Source organism: Streptomyces sp. NPDC051662 (assembly GCF_040681655.1).
Taxonomy (GTDB): domain Bacteria; phylum Actinomycetota; class Actinomycetes; order Streptomycetales; family Streptomycetaceae; genus Streptomyces.
The window spans coordinates 1-17,613 of record NZ_JBFAZD010000006.1 but is presented as its reverse complement, the minus strand read 5'-3'; the positions used below and the strand labels follow the sequence as shown (position 1 = coordinate 17,613).

Sequence of the window (17,613 nt, the reverse complement as noted above, 5' to 3'; positions counted from 1 at the left end):
GGCCCCCTGCCCACGGACCTCGGCACCACGGCCCCCGGACCTCGGCGCCATCGCCCCCGGACCTCGGCGCCGGCATCATCACCAGCCCCACCAGCAACCGGATTTCGCCCCATTGGTCCCCGGTGGCGCACACACCGCACTGGCGGGTGTCCGCCACGACCGAATCCCGCCCCTGACAACCCTCCACAAAACCCTGTCATTGCGAAAAGGTGAGCGGTCATCCGGTACCGAATTCCGGACTGTCTCTTTCACCACACAGGGATGCTGATGACCTCCGAATCCGAGAGCTCCATATCCGGGCCGAGACGCGTGGCCAGGGTCGCGGCGGCCGCCGGTCTGGTGGCCGCGCTGATAGCCACCGGCGCGGTACCCGCCTTCTCCGCGACGGGCGCCGACGACCCGGCCGCACCCGTCAAGTCGTCCCCCGCCTCCGGCTCTTCCGACAAGCTCGGGGCGGCCGACGCCGATCTGCTCGCCAAGGCGAAGGCCAAGGGCGAGAAGAACATCACGATGATGGTCGCCACCGCACCGGGGGCGACCGAGCAGGTCGCCGGTCAACTGGACGCCGTCGAGGGCGCCGTGGTCGGCAAGACGTACGACAAGCTCGGCTATGTACGGGCCACGCTCCCGACCGCCAAGGCGGACGCCGCGATCAGGGCGGCCCAGAAGCTCTCCTCCGTCCACGGCATCGATCTCAACCAGGAGATCAAGCTGGACGACCCGAAGCCCGCGGCGGACACGGCGAAGGCCGCGCAGGGCGCCAACGGTTCGGCCGCCAAGAAGTACCCCGCGCCGAACAGCGGGACCCCGGCGAAGAACCCGTACAACCCGTCCTTCGAGACCGGCGCGGTGGACTTCGTCAAGAAGAACCCGAAGGCCGACGGCCGCGGCGTCACCATCGGCATCCTGGACTCGGGTGTCGATCTCGGCCACCCCGCGCTCCAGAAGACCACCACCGGCGAGCGCAAGATCGTCGACTGGGTGACCGCCACGGACCCGGTGTCCGACAACGACGGCACCTGGCGTCAGATGGACACCGCGGTGTCGGGCCCGTCCTTCACGGCGGACGGCCGTACGTGGAAGGCCCCGGCCGGCTCGTACAAGTACCGCGCGTTCCGCGAGGACGCCACCCTGGGTGGCGAGATGGCGGGCGACCTCAACCGTGACGGTGACACCACCGACAGCTGGGGCGTGCTCTACGACCCGGCCAAGGGGACCGTACGCGTCGATCTGAACAACGACGGCGACTTCACCAACGACACCGTCATGAAGCCGTACAAGGACGGCTTCCAGGTCGGCTACTTCGGCACGGACAACCCGGCCACCCCGGTGGTCGAGCGCATCCCGTTCGTGGTCGAGATCCGCAAGGACGTCGTCTACAACGCGGCGGGCGCGAAGTCCGACTTCGTCAACATCGGTGTCATCGAGGGCGCGCACGGCTCGCACGTCGCCGGTATCACCGCCGCCAACGGCCTCTTCGGCGGCAAGATGAACGGCGCCGCCCCCGGCGCCAAGCTGGTGTCCTCGCGCGCCTGCTCCTGGAGCGGCGGCTGCACCAGCATCGCGCTGACCGAGGGCATGATCGACCTCGTCGCCAACCGCGGTGTGGACATCGTCAATATGTCGATCGGCGGTCTGCCGCCGCTCAACGACGGCAACAACGCCCGCGCCCAGCTGTACACGCGGCTCATCGACACGTACGGCGTGCAGCTCGTGATCTCGGCCGGTAACGACGGCCCCGGCACCAACACCATCAGTGACCCGGCCCTGGCCGACAAGGTCATCTCGGTCGCCGCGTCGATCTCCAAGGAGACCTGGGCCGCCAACTACGGCTCCGGTGTGACGACGAAGAACGGCCTGCTGCCGTTCTCGTCCCGCGGCCCCCGCGAGGACGGCGGTTTCACGCCGACCCTCACCGCTCCTGGCGCGGCCATCAACACCACCCAGACCTGGGCCGCCGGCGGCCCGGTCGCCGAGGCGGGCTACCAGCTGCCGCCCGGCTACTCCATGCTCCAGGGCACCTCGATGGCCTCTCCGCAGGCCGCGGGCGCGAGCGCGCTGCTGCTCTCCGCCGCCAAGCAGAAGCGGATCAGCCTCACCCCCGCCACGCTGCGGACGGCGCTCACCAGCAGTGCCACCAAGATCTCCGGACTCCAGGCTCATGAGCAGGGCGCCGGTCTGATCGATGTCGTGGGCGCGTGGAAGTCCATCGAGAAGGGCGCCACCGCCCATGAGTACACGGTCAAGGCCCCGGTCGACACGGCGCTCGACCAGTACCTGAAGACCCCCGGCTTCGGCACCGGTCTGTACGACCGCGAGGGCGGTCTGAAGGCCGGCCAGAGCCGGACGTACGACATCACCCTCACCCGGACCACGGGCGCCAAGGGCGCGCTGGAGCACCGGCTGAAGTGGAAGTACGACGACAAGACCTTCCGGCTGCTCGGCAGTGACCGGATCAAGCTGCCGCTGAACCAGCCGGTGACCGTGACCGTGCAGGCCAGGCCCGGTTCCGCCGGGGTGCACAGCGCGATCCTGGAGGTCGACGACCGTCGTACGGAGGGGGTGGACAAGCAGGTCCTCACCACCGTGGTCGTCTCGAAGGAGCTGGCCAAGCCGGCGTACGCGTTCTCGGCGTCGGACTCGGTGCAGCGCAACGCCTCGAAGTCGTACTTCGTGACGGTGCCGGCGGGCGCGAAGACCCTGGAGGTGGCGCTCGGCGGACTCGCCAAGGACAGCCAGACCCGGTTCATCGCCATCAGCCCGTACGGCGTGCAGATGGAGAACAGCTCGACGATCTTCTGCTACCCGAACTACCCGAACCCGGCCAACACCTGCCGCCCGGACGTACGTTCGTACCCGGACCCGCTGCCCGGTGTCTGGGAGATCGAGGTCGAGTCGCGCCGTACGTCGCCGCTGCTCGACAACCGGTACACGCTGGACACGACCCTGATGGGCGCGGTCTTCGACCCGGCGGTCACCACGATCCCCGAGGCGAAGATCGGCACCCCCGCCCCGGTGTCCTGGAAGGTCGGCAACGGCTTCGCCGCCATCGACGGCACGCTCGGCGGCGGCTCGCTGGGCTCGGCGAAGGTCACCCGTCCGACGATCGCGGACGGCGAGCGGCAGCAGACGACCGTCACCATCGGTGCGGGCGTCGAGCGGCTCGACATCGCGCTCGGCGGCACGTCCGACACGGGGGCCGACCTCGACCTCTTCGTCGCGAAGGACGGCCGTACGGTCGGTCAGTCCACGACGGCCAGCTCCGATGAGTCCGTCAGCCTGGTCAACCCGGCGGCCGGTACGTACACGATCACCGTCGACGCCTACGCGGTCCCGGCCGGGTCCACGGCGTACGACTACCGCGACGTGTACTACTCGGCCTCGCTCGGCTCGATCAAGGCGAACGGTCCCGTCAAGCTCGCCAGCGGCGCTTCCGCGCAGGTCGCGGCCGAGGTGCTGGTGAACAGCGCGGCCCCGGCGGGCCGGCAGTTCTTCGGTGAGGTCCGGCTGCTCAACGCGCGCGGCACCGCCGCGGGCACCGGCAGCGTGATCATCGAGAGCGTCACCCCTTAGGTACCCGTAAGTACCCGTAAGTACCCGTCACGAGAAAGTGGGGGCGGGCGTCCGCACGGACGCCCGCCCCCACTTTCTCGCCGTGAACGGATGGCTCCGTTATGAACGGATGCCGCCGATATTGATGCCGTCGCAGACTCGCTCGATGAATTCACCCACACGATAACTGGACCGGCGCGCCGATTTCTCGCTCTCCGGTTCGGGGTGGTCGTACCACGCGAGCAATCGGCTGAAATCTCCGGAGATACCCTCCGGGGCTTTCTTGTTCAGATCCTCGATGACATGCCGGCGCTTGTGCGGGGTCATTTCCCCGTCACGCTGGAGATCCAGCGCGCCGGCCGTACCGCAGAACTCCGCACGGTGCGCGGACTTCTTGAAGACCTCTTCTTCGGAGTCCCGGGTGACCAGGAACCCGGTGGTGGCGAGCGCCAGCGCGGCAAGCGCGGCCGATACGGCAACGACCGGTCTGCGCATGGCTCAGGTACCCGCCTTGATCGCGTTGAGGTCATGCTGGTCGTAGCGGGTCGGCCAGACACCCGCCCCTCGCATGCACGAGTTGTTGTCCGTGTCATTGCTCGCCGAACGGTGTCCGAGGTCGGCGGTGTGCCCGAACTCGTGGCAGCCGAGGCTCTTCCACTGCGAAGCGGTCTTGCTCTGCGTCTGGTTGAGCCGGATTCGGATGATGTCGCACGACGTCCACAGTGCGTTCCAGTTGGTGCAGTCCGTACGGCCGTGCCAGCCGGTCTTGCCGTAGGTGGAGTCGTACACCTCGATGTCGCCGCCACCCCACGAGGTCGTGATGACGCTGCGTTCCAGCTCCGCCTTGCCATGGTTCATCGCACTGGTGCCGTTCGAGCTGAGGCTGAAGCCCTTGACAGCCTGGTTTCTGTTGTCGGGATCGATTCCGTCGTCGTCGTGGCCGGCGTACGCGGTCGAGGACATGGCCAGCAGCAGGGCGGCGGTCATGGCGAGCGCGCCCGGGATCCGGGAAGAGCGTGCGGGCATGGGAGATCCACTTCCTGAGAGAGGGAGCATCGGGAACGGTCAGCTCGACGAGGGATAGGGCGTCGGCTCCGAGCCGTCGTCCGTCGAGTCGTCGGGGATCGGCTCCTCGACGTCGTCACCGGAGGCGGGCAGATCAGCCTCGGGTCCGGTCAGGACGGGCGGTTCGGCCTGCGGCTTCAGCTCGCCCTGGTTCTCCTTGGACTGGAGCCGTTTGATCTCGAAGGCGAACTCGTCCGGCTGGTACATGGCGACGACACCGTGGATCTCGGACTCCGGATCGGCGGACGATACGAGACCGGTCCAGCCCTCCTTGACCAGCGCCCTTCCCTGGGAGTTGACCAGCCGCCAGCGGGACTCGTCATCGGATCTCGTGAGGAAGTAGAAGCCCTTGTCCCCGACCTCGCTCCACGCCACGTTCTCCACCTGATACCCGTTGCCCTCGGAGTCCCAGCCCCACTCTTCGAGGACAAGGGTCGTCGGAGGGCGGAAGACGCTCCTCAGTACGTTGGTGACCGACAGGGTGACGTCCCTGGCCTGCTCGACGCCGCCCTCTTCGGCGCTCCCAACCGTCCGGCCAGGACGGACATCCGTCACCGTCGCCTCGACCACCGTGGGAGTCGTGCCGAGCAGTTCCGGCAGGGTCTTGAAGTCGAACACCTCGCGGCTGTGCATGATCCGCTCAGGCTGCGCGTCGCGGTGCGGCGCGGATCGTTGACCGTCCACACCGGTCCAGGCCGCGGCGCCGACAGCGATCAGAACGACAGCCGCGCACACGGAAATACCGCGGACACGTCTCATTTTCTGCGCACGCAAAATAAACCCCCCACAAATACGCGGCGCAATCTTTTGTCGCGCCGAACACTTTGCGCGCACAGCGTAAGGAAGCCACTACGGAACGGCAAGCAATATTTTTCGACACCTCACCCCGGGGTGTCACAGTCAAGTGCACGAGAGGCGGGGAGCGCGGCAGTCATCCACTCCCAGGTGGTAGCCACCTGTTCGCCAGTGAATTGCTCCACGGGTTCATCCGGAAAACGGGAGATAATGACCAGCGAGTGCGTCCCGGGGCGAAATGCACCGGCCTCGTCGCGCGGTATGTCGAATTCCACTTCTCCCGGGTCCCTGTCGGGTTTGAGAAAGCGGTCGGCGGTCAGTACCACTCGGGTCCTGTCCCCGGCCGGCTCCGTCCTGGCCACCGTCCCCTCGGCGATCACCCGGGCGCAGGCGACCACACCCTCGTCGGTGAGCTTGGCCTCGCTCTCGTCGGCCGGCTGGGCGGCCAGCCGGAACAGTCCGAGTCCGGTCAGCGACGCGACCACGGCCGCCGAGGCCGCGAGAGCCCACAGGGCTCCGCGCCGACGGTGGCGTACCGGGCCCGGCGCGTCGGCCTGCCGCGTCCCCGTGGCGCGCTCCGGGGCCTCGGTGGACTCCGGGACCCCCGCCGGCTCCGGGGCTTCGGCCCCGGCCAGCGCGTCCCCGATGAAATGCAGCTGCTCCCGGAGCGTCCTCATCAGTTCGTCCTCCTCCATGCCGCTCGCAGGCCGGTTCTCCCGCACGGTCACACCACCTCGTTCGTACGGAGTCGGTCACGCATCGCCTTGACGGCCGCATGCAGCCTGCTCTTGACGGTCCCCAGCGGAATGCCGAGTTCCGCCGCCATTTGCGGCACGGACAGGTCGGCGTAGAACCGCAGGACGAGCACTTGCCGCTGCGCCTCCGGCAGATCGTCGAGGCCGTCCGCGACAGCGAGCGCGAGCAGCCGTGCCTCCTGGCCGCCCTCACTCGTCTCGCTCCACACCTTGAGCGCGGTGAGCCGGGCTCCCGTCCGCTCCTGCCGCTGCCGGGTGCGGTGCCAGTCGGCCGCGAGGTTCGAGGCCACGACGGCGGCCCACGCACCCACCTCCCTCGGCTCGTCCTTTCCGCTCGCGCGGCGCTCCAGGAGGCGCAGCCGTACCTGCTGGAGGCCGTCCTGGAGGTCGGCCTGCGGTACGCCTCCGAGCGCGAGGACCGCCCGTACCCTCCTGGCCTGCGCCGCGTCGAGAGGGTCGTCCCCGTCTTCCGCGTCTTCCGCCGGTCTGCTGCTCGGCACGGATTGCCTCCCCCTGATGTGTTTCCCCTATGACGTGGGCGGCCCGTGAAACGTTCGGACCGTTCCGGTCCCCGGACATTGGATTGGACAAACCGACCGGGGACAGACGCATGATGAGGGAACGCGTCCCCTGGAAAGGGACAGGGACAGCCCCGAGCGAAGGAGCCCCAGTGAAGGTCGGAATCGTCGGAGCCACCGGTCAGGTCGGCACAGTCATGCGCGGGGTTCTGGCCGAGCGGAGCTTCCCGGTCGCCGAGCTGCGGCTCTTCGCCTCCGCGCGGTCGGCAGGGTCGGTCATCGAGTGGCAGGGCACGTCGATCACGGTCGAGGACGCCTCCACCGCCGACTACTCCGGGCTCGACATCGTGCTCTTCTCCGCCGGGGGCGCCACCTCGAAGGCGCTCGCGGAGAAGGTCGCCGGCCAGGGCGCCGTCGTGATCGACAACTCCTCCGCCTGGCGGCGTGACCCCGAGGTCCCGCTGGTCGTCTCCGAGGTCAACGCGCACGCGATCAAGAACCGCCCCAAGGGCATCATCGCCAACCCGAACTGCACCACGATGGCCGCCATGCCCGTGCTGCGCGCGCTGCACGCCGAGGCGGGGCTGACCGCGCTGGTCGCCACGACCTACCAGGCGGTGTCCGGCTCCGGCCTCTCCGGCGTGGCCGAGCTGCACGGCCAGGCGCAGAAGGTCGTCGCCGAGGCCGACCGGCTCACCCATGACGGCGGGGCCGTCGACTTCCCCGAGCCCAGCGTCTACCAGCGCCCCATCGCCTTCAATGTGCTCCCGCTCGCGGGCTCCATCGTGGACGACGGCTCCTTCGAGACCGACGAGGAGCAGAAGCTCCGCAACGAGTCCCGCAAGATCCTGGAGATCCCGGAGCTGAAGGTCTCCGGGACCTGTGTCAGGGTGCCGGTCTTCACCGGCCACTCGCTCCAGGTGAACGCTCGCTTCGCCCGCCCGATCAGCGTGGAGCGCGCCTATGAGCTGCTGAAGGACGCGCCGGGGGTGGAGCTGTCCGAGATCCCGACGCCGCTCCAGGCGGCCGGCAAGGACGCCTCGTACGTGGGCCGGATCCGGAACGACGAGACCGTGGAGAACGGTCTGGCGCTGTTCCTCTCCAACGACAATCTGCGCAAGGGCGCGGCGCTCAACGCCGTCCAGATCGCGGAGCTGGTCGCGGCCGAGCTCAAGGGCTGAGGCTCAGGGGCCGGGGCTCAAGGGCCGGGGGTCCGCTCACTCGGCGGGCGCCCGGTCCGGGTAGCGGCCCTCGGCCGGTCGGCCGGTCAGTCGCGGCGGACCTCGAAGTGGAAGCAGCCGAACTCCACCGCGCGTACATGCACCAGCGCGACCTCGGGATCGGCGAAGGCTTCGTCGAACGCCTCGTCGAACCCCGCGTCGGCGTTCTCCGAAAGCTCCAGAAGCCGGCCGCCGAGGATCCGGCCCTCGGAGCTGTAGCGCCTCACCGTGCGCAGCGCGCCGGGCCTGGTGTACGGATAGCCGCCCCCGTCGGCCGGTCCCCCGCACTCCTCGGCGTGGATGAAGACCGGCCCCTGTTCGTCGTACGCGCCCGGCTTGGCCCAGCTCTCAGCGGCCCAGCGGCGCAGCGGGGCGTACGAGACGAGCAGCAGCCGCTCACCGCTCCGGCTCGGCCGCAGACAGCAGCGCAGCGGCGCGCCGCCCTCGTCGTCGGTGAACGGGGCTCGGGTGTGGCCCGAGTCGTCGGTGTCGCGCAGTTCCTTGAGCGCGGCGGGGGTGATGGGGCGTGCGAGATGGTTCGTCATGGCTTCAGCGTGGCGCGGCCGGCCGCCCGTGACCGGCGGTTTCCGGACCTCGCGCTGACCCGCTGCGCACGGCGGTTACTGCCGGGCGTCGAGCCACGTCCGCGTGGAAAGATAACCCCAAACGTCACGAACCGAGGAGATGACCCGGGTGCCTGGCACAAATCTGACCCGCGAAGAGGCGCAGCGGCGCGCACGCCTCCTCACCGTGGACTCGTACGAGATCGATCTCGATCTCAGCGGCGCACAGGAGGGCGGCACCTACCGGTCCGTGACCACGGTGCGCTTCCTGAGCGCGGAGGCCGGGGCGGAGACCTTTATCGATCTGGTGGCGCCCGCGGTGCACGAGGTCGTACTCAACGGCACCTCTCTGGACGTCGCCTCCGTCTTCCGGGACTCGCGCATCGCGCTGGCGCATCTGCACGAGGGCCCCAACGAGCTGACGGTCGTCGCGGACTGCGCCTACACGAACACCGGCGAGGGGCTGCACCGCTTTGTCGACCCGGTCGACGAGCAGGCCTATCTGTACACGCAGTTCGAGGTGCCGGACGCGCGGCGCGTCTTCGCCTCGTTCGAGCAGCCCGACCTGAAGGCGACCTTCCAGTTCACCGTGAAGGCGCCCGAGGGCTGGACGGTCGTCTCCAACTCGCCGACGCCGGAGCCCAGGGACCACATCTCGGTCTTCGAGCCGACGCCGCGCATCTCGTCGTACATCACCGCGCTGATCGTCGGTCCGTACCACTCGGTGCACAGCTCGTACGAGAAGGACGGCCAGTCCGTGCCGCTGGGCGTCTACTGCCGACCCTCGCTCGCCGAGTATCTGGACTCGGACGCGATCTTCGAGGTCACCCGGCAGGGCTTCGACTGGTTCCAGGAGAAGTTCGCCTACGACTACCCCTTCGCCAAGTACGACCAGCTGTTCGTGCCGGAGTTCAACGCGGGCGCGATGGAGAACGCGGGCGCGGTCACCATCCGCGACCAGTACGTCTTCCGTTCGAAGGTGACGGACGCGGCGTACGAGACGCGTGCCGAGACGATCCTGCACGAGCTGGCGCACATGTGGTTCGGCGATCTGGTCACCATGGAGTGGTGGAACGATCTGTGGCTGAACGAGTCGTTCGCCACCTACACCTCGATCGCCTGCCAGGCGTACGCGCCGGGCTCGAAGTGGCCGCACTCCTGGACCACGTTCGCCAACTCCATGAAGACCTGGGCCTACCGGCAGGACCAGCTGCCCTCCACACACCCGATCATGGCGGACATCCGTGATCTGGACGATGTGCTGGTCAACTTCGACGGCATCACCTACGCCAAGGGCGCGTCCGTACTGAAGCAGCTGGTCGCGTACGTCGGCCAGGACGAGTTCTTCAGCGGCGTGCAGGCGTACTTCAAGGCGCACGCGTTCGGGAACACCCAGCTGTCCGATCTGCTGGGCGCGCTGGAGAAGACCTCCGGCCGCGATCTGAAGACCTGGTCGACGGCGTGGCTGGAGACGGCCGGTATCAATATCCTGCGCCCGGAGATCGAGCTCGACGCCTCGGGCCATGTGGCCTCGCTCCACGTACGGCAGGAGGCCCCCGCGCTGCCCGCCGGGGCCAAGGGCGAGCCTGTACTGCGTCCGCACCGGATCGCGATCGGCTGCTACGACCTGGACGGGAACGGCAAGCTGGTCCGTACGAGCCGGATCGAGCTGGACGTGGAGGGCGAGCTGACGGAGGTGCCGTTCCCGGCGGACACCCCGCGTCCGGCCGTCATCCTGCTCAACGACGACGACCTGTCGTACGCGAAGGTCCGGCTCGACGAGGAGTCCCTGCGGGTCGTCACCGAACACCTCGGCGACTTCGAGGAGTCACTGCCGCGCGCCCTGTGCTGGGCGTCGGCCTGGGACATGACGCGCGACGGCGAGCTGGCCACCCGCGACTATCTGGAGCTGGTGCTCTCGGGTATCACGAAGGAGTCGGACATCGGGGTGGTGCAGTCGCTGCACCGCCAGGTGAAGCTGGCGCTGGACCTGTACGCGGCGCCCGCCTGGCGCGAGGCGGGGCTGACCCGGTGGACGGACGCCACGCTGGCGCATCTGCGGGCGGCCGAACCGGGCAGCGACCACCAGCTGGCGTGGGCGCGCGCGTTCGCCGCGACGGCGCGTACGCCGCAGCAGCTCGACCTGTTGCAGGGCCTGCTCGACGGTACGGAGACGGTCGAGGGTCTGGCGGTCGACACGGAGCTGCGCTGGGCGTTCGTACAGCGGCTGGCGGCGGTGGGGCTGCACGACGAGGAGGAGATCTCGGCGGAGTACGAGCGCGACCGCACGGCGGCGGGCGAACGCCACGCCGCCGCGGCCCGTTCGGCGCGACCGCTGGCCGAGGCCAAGGCGGAGGCATGGGCGTCGGTGGTGGAGAGCGACAAGCTGCCGAACGCGCTCCAGGAGGCGGTGATCAGCGGCTTCGTCCAGACCGACCAGCGTGAGCTGCTGGCCCCGTACGCGGAGAAGTTCTTCGCGGTGGTCGGGGAGGTCTGGGAGTCGCGCTCGCACGAGATGGCCCAGCAGATCGCGGTCGGTCTGTACCCGTCGCTCCAGGTCTCCCGCTCCACGCTGGACGCGACGGACGCCTGGCTCGCCTCCGCGAACCCGAACGCGGCGTTGCGGCGGCTGATCTCGGAGTCGAGGTCGGGCGTCGAGCGGGCGCTGAAGGCGCAGGAGGCGGACGCGGCGGCGGCCGTCGCGTAGCCCGGCTCCGAGGCGAGGCGGGTCGGGGCGGGTCGGGGCGGATCCCACGGGAGCCGTTCCCCGGCCCGCCCGTCCGCGTCGGAGGCCGGCCGGTCGGCTCGGCGCGGGTACGGCGGCGACGGCACGCGAAAGCGTCGCCCGGCACCTCAGGTGCCGGGCGACGCCCAGGAAGTCCCGGTGGGGTCAGACGTGCTTGCGCGACTTGTCGAGCACGATCACCAGACCGGCGATGACGCCGAAGATCACCAGCGGCGCGGCCACGAACAGGCCGAGGGTCTCGCCCACACTCAGGCCCGGACCCGGGTCGTCGCCGTCGTCCCGGGTCAGCGCGAGCGCCGGGGACGACATGAGCAGCATCATCAGCGTCGTACCGGTCGCCAGGGCGCCGGCGCGCAGAGCGTTCTTCTTGTCCACGGTGCAAACGTAGCGAACCCGTCCGCGGGCCGCGCGCCCGGGGTGCCTTACGGTCTGTCCCGAGGCCGCCGGCGCGCCGGTGCGCGCGGCCTCCACCAGCGTCTCAGTGGCCACGCAGGGCCTCCATCAGGCCATGCAGCCGGGGCGAGGCGGCCAGTTCCTCCAGGCTCATCGGGCGGCCTTCGGCGTCGGCCACCGGCAGCCGCCAGTTCGGGTACTGGTTCCAGGTGCCCGGCAGGTTCTGCGGTCTGCGGTCGCCGACCGCGTCCGGCAGCCAGACCCCGATCATCCGCGCGGGTGTGAGGGTCAGGAAGCGGTAGAAGGCGCGGATCTCCTCCTCCTCGTCCCCGTCGCCCCCGGGCAGCAGTCCCAGGCGCGCGAGACACCCCAGCCACTCCGCGACCTCCGCCTGCTCCTCCGAGCGCTCCTGGTCCAGCGGGCGGGTGAGCAGACCGAGCCGGTGGCGCAGCTCCGCGTACTCACCGGTGAGCCGGGCCGCCGTGGGCGGCAGATCATGGGTGGTGGCGGTGGCCACACAGCCCTCGCGCCAGCTCTCGGGCGGCAGCGGGCGGCCCGTACCCGTCCAGTCGCGCTCGAACCAGAGCACGGACGTGCCGAGCACCCCGCGCCGCTGGAGCGCCTCGCGTACGCCGGGCTCGACCGTGCCCAGGTCCTCCCCTATGACGACGGCACCCGCGCGGTGCGCCTCCAGGGCGAGGACCGCGAGCATCGCCTCGGCGTCGTAACGGACATACGTTCCCCGGGTGGGGTCCTGGCCCCGGGGTACCCACCAGAGCCGGAACAGCCCCATCACATGGTCGATCCGCAGCGCTCCGGCGTGCCGCAGCAGGCCCTGGAGCAGCCCGCGGAACGGGGCGTACCCGGACGCGGCCAGCACATCGGGGCGCCAGGGCGGCAGGCCCCAGTCCTGGCCGAGCGCGTTGAAGGCGTCCGGCGGCGCGCCGATCGAGATGCCCGCGGCGAAGGCGTCCTGCTGGGCCCAGGCGTCGGCGCCGCCCGGGTGCACCCCGACGGCGAGGTCATGGACGATCCCGACGGCCATCCCCGCGTCCACGGCGGTCCGGGACGCGGCGGCCAGCTGCTCGTCCGTCAGCCAGGCCAGCCGGCAGTGGTAGTCGATCCGGTCGAGCAGCTCCCGGCGGGCCGCGGCCGTCTCGGCGGAGCGCGGGTCCCGCAGCACCTCCGGCCAGTCGTGCCACTCGGGGCCGTGCACCTCGGCGAGGGCGTACCAGGTGGCGTGGTCCTCCAGGGCGCGGCCCTGCGCGGCCAGGAAGTCCCAGTAGGCGGCGCGCCGCCCGGGGCCGAGCGGGACCGTGTCCAGGATGTCCAGGGCCGCACGCTTGAGCGCCCACACGGCGTCGCGGTCGATCAGCGCGCCCTCGCCCGGGGTCTTGTCGAGAACGGACTCCCGCAGCGCCGCGGCCCGTTCCACCAGCGCGTCGAGGCGAGCGCGGTCGGGCCCCCGTACATACGCGTACTCGGGGATGTCCTCGATCCGCAGATGCACCGGGTCGGGGAAACGGCGTGAGGAGGGTCGGTACGGGGACGGGTCGGTCGGATCGCCCGGTACGGCGGCGTGCAGCGGATTGATCTGGACGAACCCGGCCCCCAGGGTCCGGCCCGACCAGCCGGCCAGCTCGGCGAGATCGCCCAGATCGCCCATGCCCCAGGAGCGGGCGGAGAGCAGGGAGTAGAGCTGCACCAGAAAGCCATGGGTGCGGGCGGGCGGGCGCGGCAGCCGGGCGGGCGCGACGATCAGCACCACCCAGGCGGTACGGCCGTCGGGGGCCTCGACGGCCAGCCGGTGCACCCCGAGCGGGAGCCGCGCCCAGGCGGCGGGCTCCTCAGGGGCGGAGTGCGGCAGCTCAAGCGACTCGCCCTCCTCCGTCTCCACCCGGAGCACCGAGCCCGGCGGAAGCGCGGCCAGGGCGGGCGGCAGCTCGGGGGGCGGCGGGGCCGGGGCGGGAAGGGAGCCGGCGGACTCCTCAGGGGCGCCCGGGGCACCGTCCCGTGCGGTCCACAGCACGAGCGTCGCGGGCAGCAGCCGCCGCGCCTCGGCGGACTCGGCGTCGCTGAGCGCGTCGTCCACCGCCTCGGGCGTGGCCGCGTCGACACCCAGCGCGGCGAGCACCGCGACCACGGTGTCGTCGGGGACCGGGACGGTGACGCCCGGGGAAGGTGAGTGCGCGGTGGCGACACCGTGCAGCTCGGCGAGCCTGGCCAGACCCATACGCACTCCGTTCAGACGGTCAGACTCCTGGGGACTCCGTGCCACCCGCCGTGCCCGGAGCGGTCGGCTCGCTGGTCAGCGGGGCGGTGTCGGCGAGCGGGGGCTCGCTGGTGAGGGGTGCCGCGTCGGCGAGCGGGGGCTCGCTGGTCAGGGGTCCCGCACCGACACCGCCGAGCGGGGGCTCGCTGGTCAGCGGGGCGGGCTCCGCCTGTTTGGAGAGGGCGGAGAGCAGGAGCTGTGCGGATGCGGCCATGACGGCGCCTCCAAGGAACAGGGAACAGGTCATCGCAGCCCTACCCAGCGGGCGGAGCCGCAGACGTGTACGCCCCGTAAACGTGTGTCGAGTCACGATCCGTTCCCCGTGCGGCAGTTGAAGGTCCTGCCTATCACAAACGGTCATTTGCGACACAACGGCCACGCGCATTGACACCGCCACCACGGGGTGGTGGGCTCGGTGCCGCTCGACGGTTCCAGTCCCCTGTCCGGTCGAGACCCAGGCGGGACGCCGGCGGTGCCAGAAGGCGAAACCAGTGAGCATGAGGGGACAAGGCATGCAGCTCGGGCGCGGAAAGCGGACCGCGACCGCCGTCGCGGTCGCCGTGATCGGCGGACTGCTCGGTACCGCGCCGAGCGCGTCGGCCGCCCCCCAGGACCCCGGATCGCCCGCGGCGAGCACCCCCGACCGCGAGGACGGGATGGCGGTGCCCGCGGTCTGGCCGAGGCCCCAGACGATCAAGGCCGCGGGGAGCGCGGTCACGCTCGGGGACGAGGTGACCGTCGTCGTCGGCGCGGGCGCCGACACCTACGCCGTGCGGGCGCTGGCGGAGCTGCTGCGCGCCGCCGGTGTCCGTACCGTCCACACCACCTCGTCCGCCGCGTCCTCGGGGGCGCCGTCCCGGGACCGGGGGCCCGTCGTGTTCGCCGGGGGCAGCGGCGCGTGGAACGCGCTGCGCGCCCTGCGCGCGCCCGAGCGCGCCGACCTTCCGTCCGGCGGCTACCGGATCGCCGTGGGCACCGTCGCGGGCCGCGGGACGGTCGCTCTCGACGGCGTCGGCGAAGACGGCCTCTTCCACGCCGCGCAGACCCTGCGCCAGCTGATCACACGTCAGACGGCGGACCGGCGGGCCGTACCCGGCGTGGTCGTACGCGACTGGCCGGGCACGGCCGTACGCGGCACGACGGAGGGGTTCTACGGACAGCCCTGGGACCACCGGCGGCGGCTGGCCCAACTCGACTTCATGGGGCGCACCAAGCAGAACCGCTACCTCTACGCGCCGGGCGACGACCCGTACCGCCAGGTGCGCTGGCGCGATCCCTATCCGGCGGCCCAGCGCGCGGAGTTCCGTGAGCTGGCGGAGCGTGCCCGCCGCAACCATGTGACGCTCGCCTGGGCCGTCTCCCCCGCCCAGTCGATGTGCATGACCTCGGACGCGGATCTCATGGCGCTCACCCGCAAGATCGACGCGATGTGGGCGCTGGGCGTGCGCGCCTTCCAACTCCAGTTCCAGGACGTCAGCTACAGCGAATGGCACTGCGACCAGGACGCGGAGACGTTCGGCTCGGGACCGGAGGCGGCGGCCGTGGCGCAGGCCCGGGTGGCCAACGCGGTGGCCGGGCATCTGGCGGACCGGTACGCGGACGCCGAGCCGCTCACGGTCATGCCGACCGAGTACTACCAGGACGGCGCCACGGACTACCGCACGGCGCTCCGCGGCGCGCTCGACGCGCTGGTGCAGGTGGCCTGGACGGGCGTCGGGGTCGTCCCGCGCACGATCACGGGCCGCGAACTGATGGGCGCGCGCGCCGCGTTCGGGCGCCCGCTCGTGACCATGGACAACTACCCGGTCAACGACTACGAGCAGAGCCGGCTCTTCCTCGGCCCGTACACCGGCCGGGAGCCCGCCGTGGCGGCCGGTTCCGTCGCGTTGCTCGCCAACGCGATGGAGCAGGCGTCGGCGTCCCGTATCCCGCTGTTCACGGCGGCCGACTACGCCTGGAACCCGCGCGGCTACCAGCCGCGGCAGTCCTGGCGGGCCGCGATGGACGACCTCGCGGGCGAGGACGAGGGGGCCCGCGAGGCGCTGCGCGTGCTCGCGGGCAATGACGCCTCGTCGATTCTCAGCCCGTCGGAGTCGGCGTATCTGAAGCCGCTGCTCGACGCGTTCTGGCGGTCCCGTACGCGTACGGACGCGGCGGCCAGAAGCACGGCGGCGAGCGAACTGAGGGCCGCGTTCACGGTGATGCGGGAGGCCCCGCCGCGGCTCTCCGGGGCGGCCGACGGACAGCTGGACGACGAGGTGCGGCCCTGGCTGGACCAGCTCGCGCGGTACGGCACCGCCGGCGAACTGGCCGTCGACATGCTCCGGGCCCAGGACCGCGGCGACGGCGCGGCGGCCTGGCGCGCGGCGGTGGCCCTGGAGCCACTGCGCGAGGCCGCCGGGGCGAGCCGGGTGACGGTCGGCGAGGGCGTGCTGGGACCGTTCCTTGAGCGGGCGGCCAAGGAGTCGTCGGCCTGGACGGGAGCGGATCGCGCGGTGGGACGCGCGGGGGCCACGGGCGGGGGCGTCGCCCGCGACGCGCGGTCCTACACCGTCGAGCTGGGGCGGGCCAGGCCCCTGGAGACGGTCAACACGATGACCGAGCCCGGCACAGGCGCGGGCGCCACCGTCGAGGCCCGGGTCCCCGGCCAGGGCTGGCGCGACCTGGGGCCGCTCTCGACGAGCGGCTGGACCGAGTCGGACGCGAAGCCGCTGAACGGGCAGCGGGTCGACGCGGTACGGATCGTCTGGTCGGACGCGGGCGCCGGGCCCGGCGGCCCCGGTGGGTCCACGCCGTCCGTACGGCATGTCGTGCCCTGGTTCGCCGACGAGCCGCGGGCCAGCCTCGATCTGCCGCGCGGCGCGGCGAACGCCCAGATCGGCGGCGAGCCCGAGACGGTCGAGGCACGGCTGGCGGCGCAGCGCCCCGGCGAGGTGCGGGGCGCGATCACGGCGAAGCCGCCTTCCGGCATTCGGGTGACGGTGCCCAAGCGGACGACGGTGCCGCGCGGCTCCCGTACGCACGTTCCCGTGAAGGTCAGCGTCCCCGCGGGGACCCCGGCCGGTACGTACGAGGTGCCGCTCGCCTTCGCCGGCGAGGAGCGCACGCTCACGGTGCGTGCCTCGCCCGTCACCGGCGGCCCGGATCTGGCGCGTACGGGCACGGCCACGTCGTCCGGCGACGAGACGCCCGACTTCCCGGCCGCCGCCGCGATCGACGGCGATTCGGTCAGCCGCTGGTCCTCACCCGTGGAGGACGGCGCGTGGTGGCAGGTGGAACTGGCGCGGCCGGCCAGGGTGGGCCGGGTGGTGCTGCACTGGCAGGACGCGTACGCGAGCCGTTACCGGATCCAGGTCTCGGCGGACGGAAGCACATGGCGGACGGCCGCGGCGGTGGCGGACAGCGGGGGCGGGCGGGAGACGGTCGGCATGGACGCGAGGGACGTGCGATTCGTGCGGGTACAGGGCGAGGGGCGGGCGACGCGGTTCGGGTACTCGCTGTTCGCGGTGGAGGTGTACGGGGTGGCTGGGGCTGGCTAGCGGGGCGCCTCCCGGCGGGGGGTCGTGGTGTGGTGCGGTGCGCCTCCGGCGGGGGTGCGGGTGCGTGCGTTGTGGTGCCGGGGGCCGGGGCCTCCGGAGGTGCGTGTCCGGACTGCTTTCCTCACCGTGCTTCGCACGAGCTGCGACGCTTTACGTCCGGACACGCACCTCCTCCGACCCCGACCCCCTCCCGCC

Annotated in this window: 13 protein-coding genes; 4 read left to right on the top strand and 9 right to left on the bottom strand. The window is 71.3% G+C overall.

Features of this window, described 5'->3' with window-relative positions; all coding sequences use genetic code 11:
* Positions 1 to 261: 261 nt before the first annotated feature.
* Positions 262 to 3,573: a S8 family serine peptidase gene (locus AB0M67_RS12030; RefSeq protein ID WP_365745212.1), complete on the top strand. Its 3,312-nt coding sequence runs from the start codon at positions 262 to 264 to the stop codon at positions 3,571 to 3,573.
* A 99-nt stretch (positions 3,574 to 3,672) separates the two neighbouring features.
* On the opposite strand, the gene AB0M67_RS12025 is transcribed toward AB0M67_RS12030, so the two are convergent.
* The 5 genes from AB0M67_RS12025 to AB0M67_RS12005 all read right to left on the bottom strand — a co-directional run bounded on the left by AB0M67_RS12025 (position 3,673) and on the right by AB0M67_RS12005 (position 6,667).
* Positions 3,673 to 4,047: a hypothetical protein gene (locus AB0M67_RS12025; protein ID WP_365745210.1), complete on the bottom strand. Its 375-nt coding sequence runs from the start codon at positions 4,045 to 4,047 to the stop codon at positions 3,673 to 3,675.
* Between the two features lie 3 nt (positions 4,048 to 4,050).
* The gene (locus AB0M67_RS12020; RefSeq protein WP_365745208.1) at positions 4,051 to 4,578 is read right to left on the bottom strand and encodes a hypothetical protein; all 528 of its coding nucleotides are present in this window, start codon (positions 4,576 to 4,578) and stop codon (positions 4,051 to 4,053) included.
* Between the two features lie 39 nt (positions 4,579 to 4,617).
* Positions 4,618 to 5,376 (bottom strand): hypothetical protein, encoded by a 759-nt coding sequence (locus AB0M67_RS12015; protein WP_365745206.1) that lies wholly within the window; start codon positions 5,374 to 5,376, stop codon positions 4,618 to 4,620.
* A 122-nt stretch (positions 5,377 to 5,498) separates the two neighbouring features.
* Positions 5,499 to 6,134 (bottom strand): hypothetical protein, encoded by a 636-nt coding sequence (locus AB0M67_RS12010; protein WP_365745204.1) that lies wholly within the window; start codon positions 6,132 to 6,134, stop codon positions 5,499 to 5,501.
* A 2-nt stretch (positions 6,135 to 6,136) separates the two neighbouring features.
* Positions 6,137 to 6,667, bottom strand: coding sequence for a sigma-70 family RNA polymerase sigma factor (locus AB0M67_RS12005; RefSeq protein WP_365745202.1), 531 nt, complete (start codon positions 6,665 to 6,667; stop codon positions 6,137 to 6,139).
* 170 nt (positions 6,668 to 6,837) lie between these two features.
* On the opposite strand from AB0M67_RS12005, the gene AB0M67_RS12000 reads away from it, so the two are divergent.
* Positions 6,838 to 7,866, top strand: a complete 1,029-nt coding sequence (locus AB0M67_RS12000; protein WP_365745200.1) for an aspartate-semialdehyde dehydrogenase — start codon at positions 6,838 to 6,840, stop codon at positions 7,864 to 7,866.
* Between the two features lie 86 nt (positions 7,867 to 7,952).
* On the opposite strand, the gene AB0M67_RS11995 is transcribed toward AB0M67_RS12000, so the two are convergent.
* The gene (locus tag AB0M67_RS11995) at positions 7,953 to 8,450 is read right to left on the bottom strand and encodes a DUF1203 domain-containing protein (protein ID WP_365745198.1); all 498 of its coding nucleotides are present in this window, start codon (positions 8,448 to 8,450) and stop codon (positions 7,953 to 7,955) included.
* Between the two features lie 148 nt (positions 8,451 to 8,598).
* On the opposite strand from AB0M67_RS11995, the gene pepN reads away from it, so the two are divergent.
* Positions 8,599 to 11,175, top strand: a complete 2,577-nt coding sequence (gene pepN / locus AB0M67_RS11990) for an aminopeptidase N (protein WP_365745196.1) — start codon at positions 8,599 to 8,601, stop codon at positions 11,173 to 11,175.
* A 183-nt stretch (positions 11,176 to 11,358) separates the two neighbouring features.
* Here the strand turns inward: pepN and AB0M67_RS11985 are convergent, their stop codons facing one another.
* The 3 genes from AB0M67_RS11985 to AB0M67_RS11975 all read right to left on the bottom strand — a co-directional run bounded on the left by AB0M67_RS11985 (position 11,359) and on the right by AB0M67_RS11975 (position 14,093).
* Complete coding sequence (locus AB0M67_RS11985) at positions 11,359 to 11,589, bottom strand: hypothetical protein (RefSeq protein WP_365745194.1); 231 nt, start codon at positions 11,587 to 11,589, stop codon at positions 11,359 to 11,361.
* Between the two features lie 103 nt (positions 11,590 to 11,692).
* Positions 11,693 to 13,840, bottom strand: coding sequence for a 4-alpha-glucanotransferase (gene malQ / locus AB0M67_RS11980; RefSeq protein WP_365745192.1), 2,148 nt, complete (start codon positions 13,838 to 13,840; stop codon positions 11,693 to 11,695).
* Positions 13,841 to 13,859: 19 nt separating this feature from the next.
* Positions 13,860 to 14,093 carry a hypothetical protein gene (locus AB0M67_RS11975; RefSeq protein WP_030352405.1) on the bottom strand — a complete coding sequence of 78 codons (234 nt, stop codon included), beginning with the start codon at positions 14,091 to 14,093 and terminating at the stop codon, positions 13,860 to 13,862.
* Between the two features lie 298 nt (positions 14,094 to 14,391).
* Between AB0M67_RS11975 and AB0M67_RS11970 the strand changes: the two genes are divergently transcribed.
* Entirely contained in the window at positions 14,392 to 17,418 is a 3,027-nt protein-coding gene (locus AB0M67_RS11970) for a beta-N-acetylglucosaminidase domain-containing protein (protein ID WP_365745190.1), read from the top strand.
* Positions 17,419 to 17,613 lie beyond the last annotated feature (195 nt).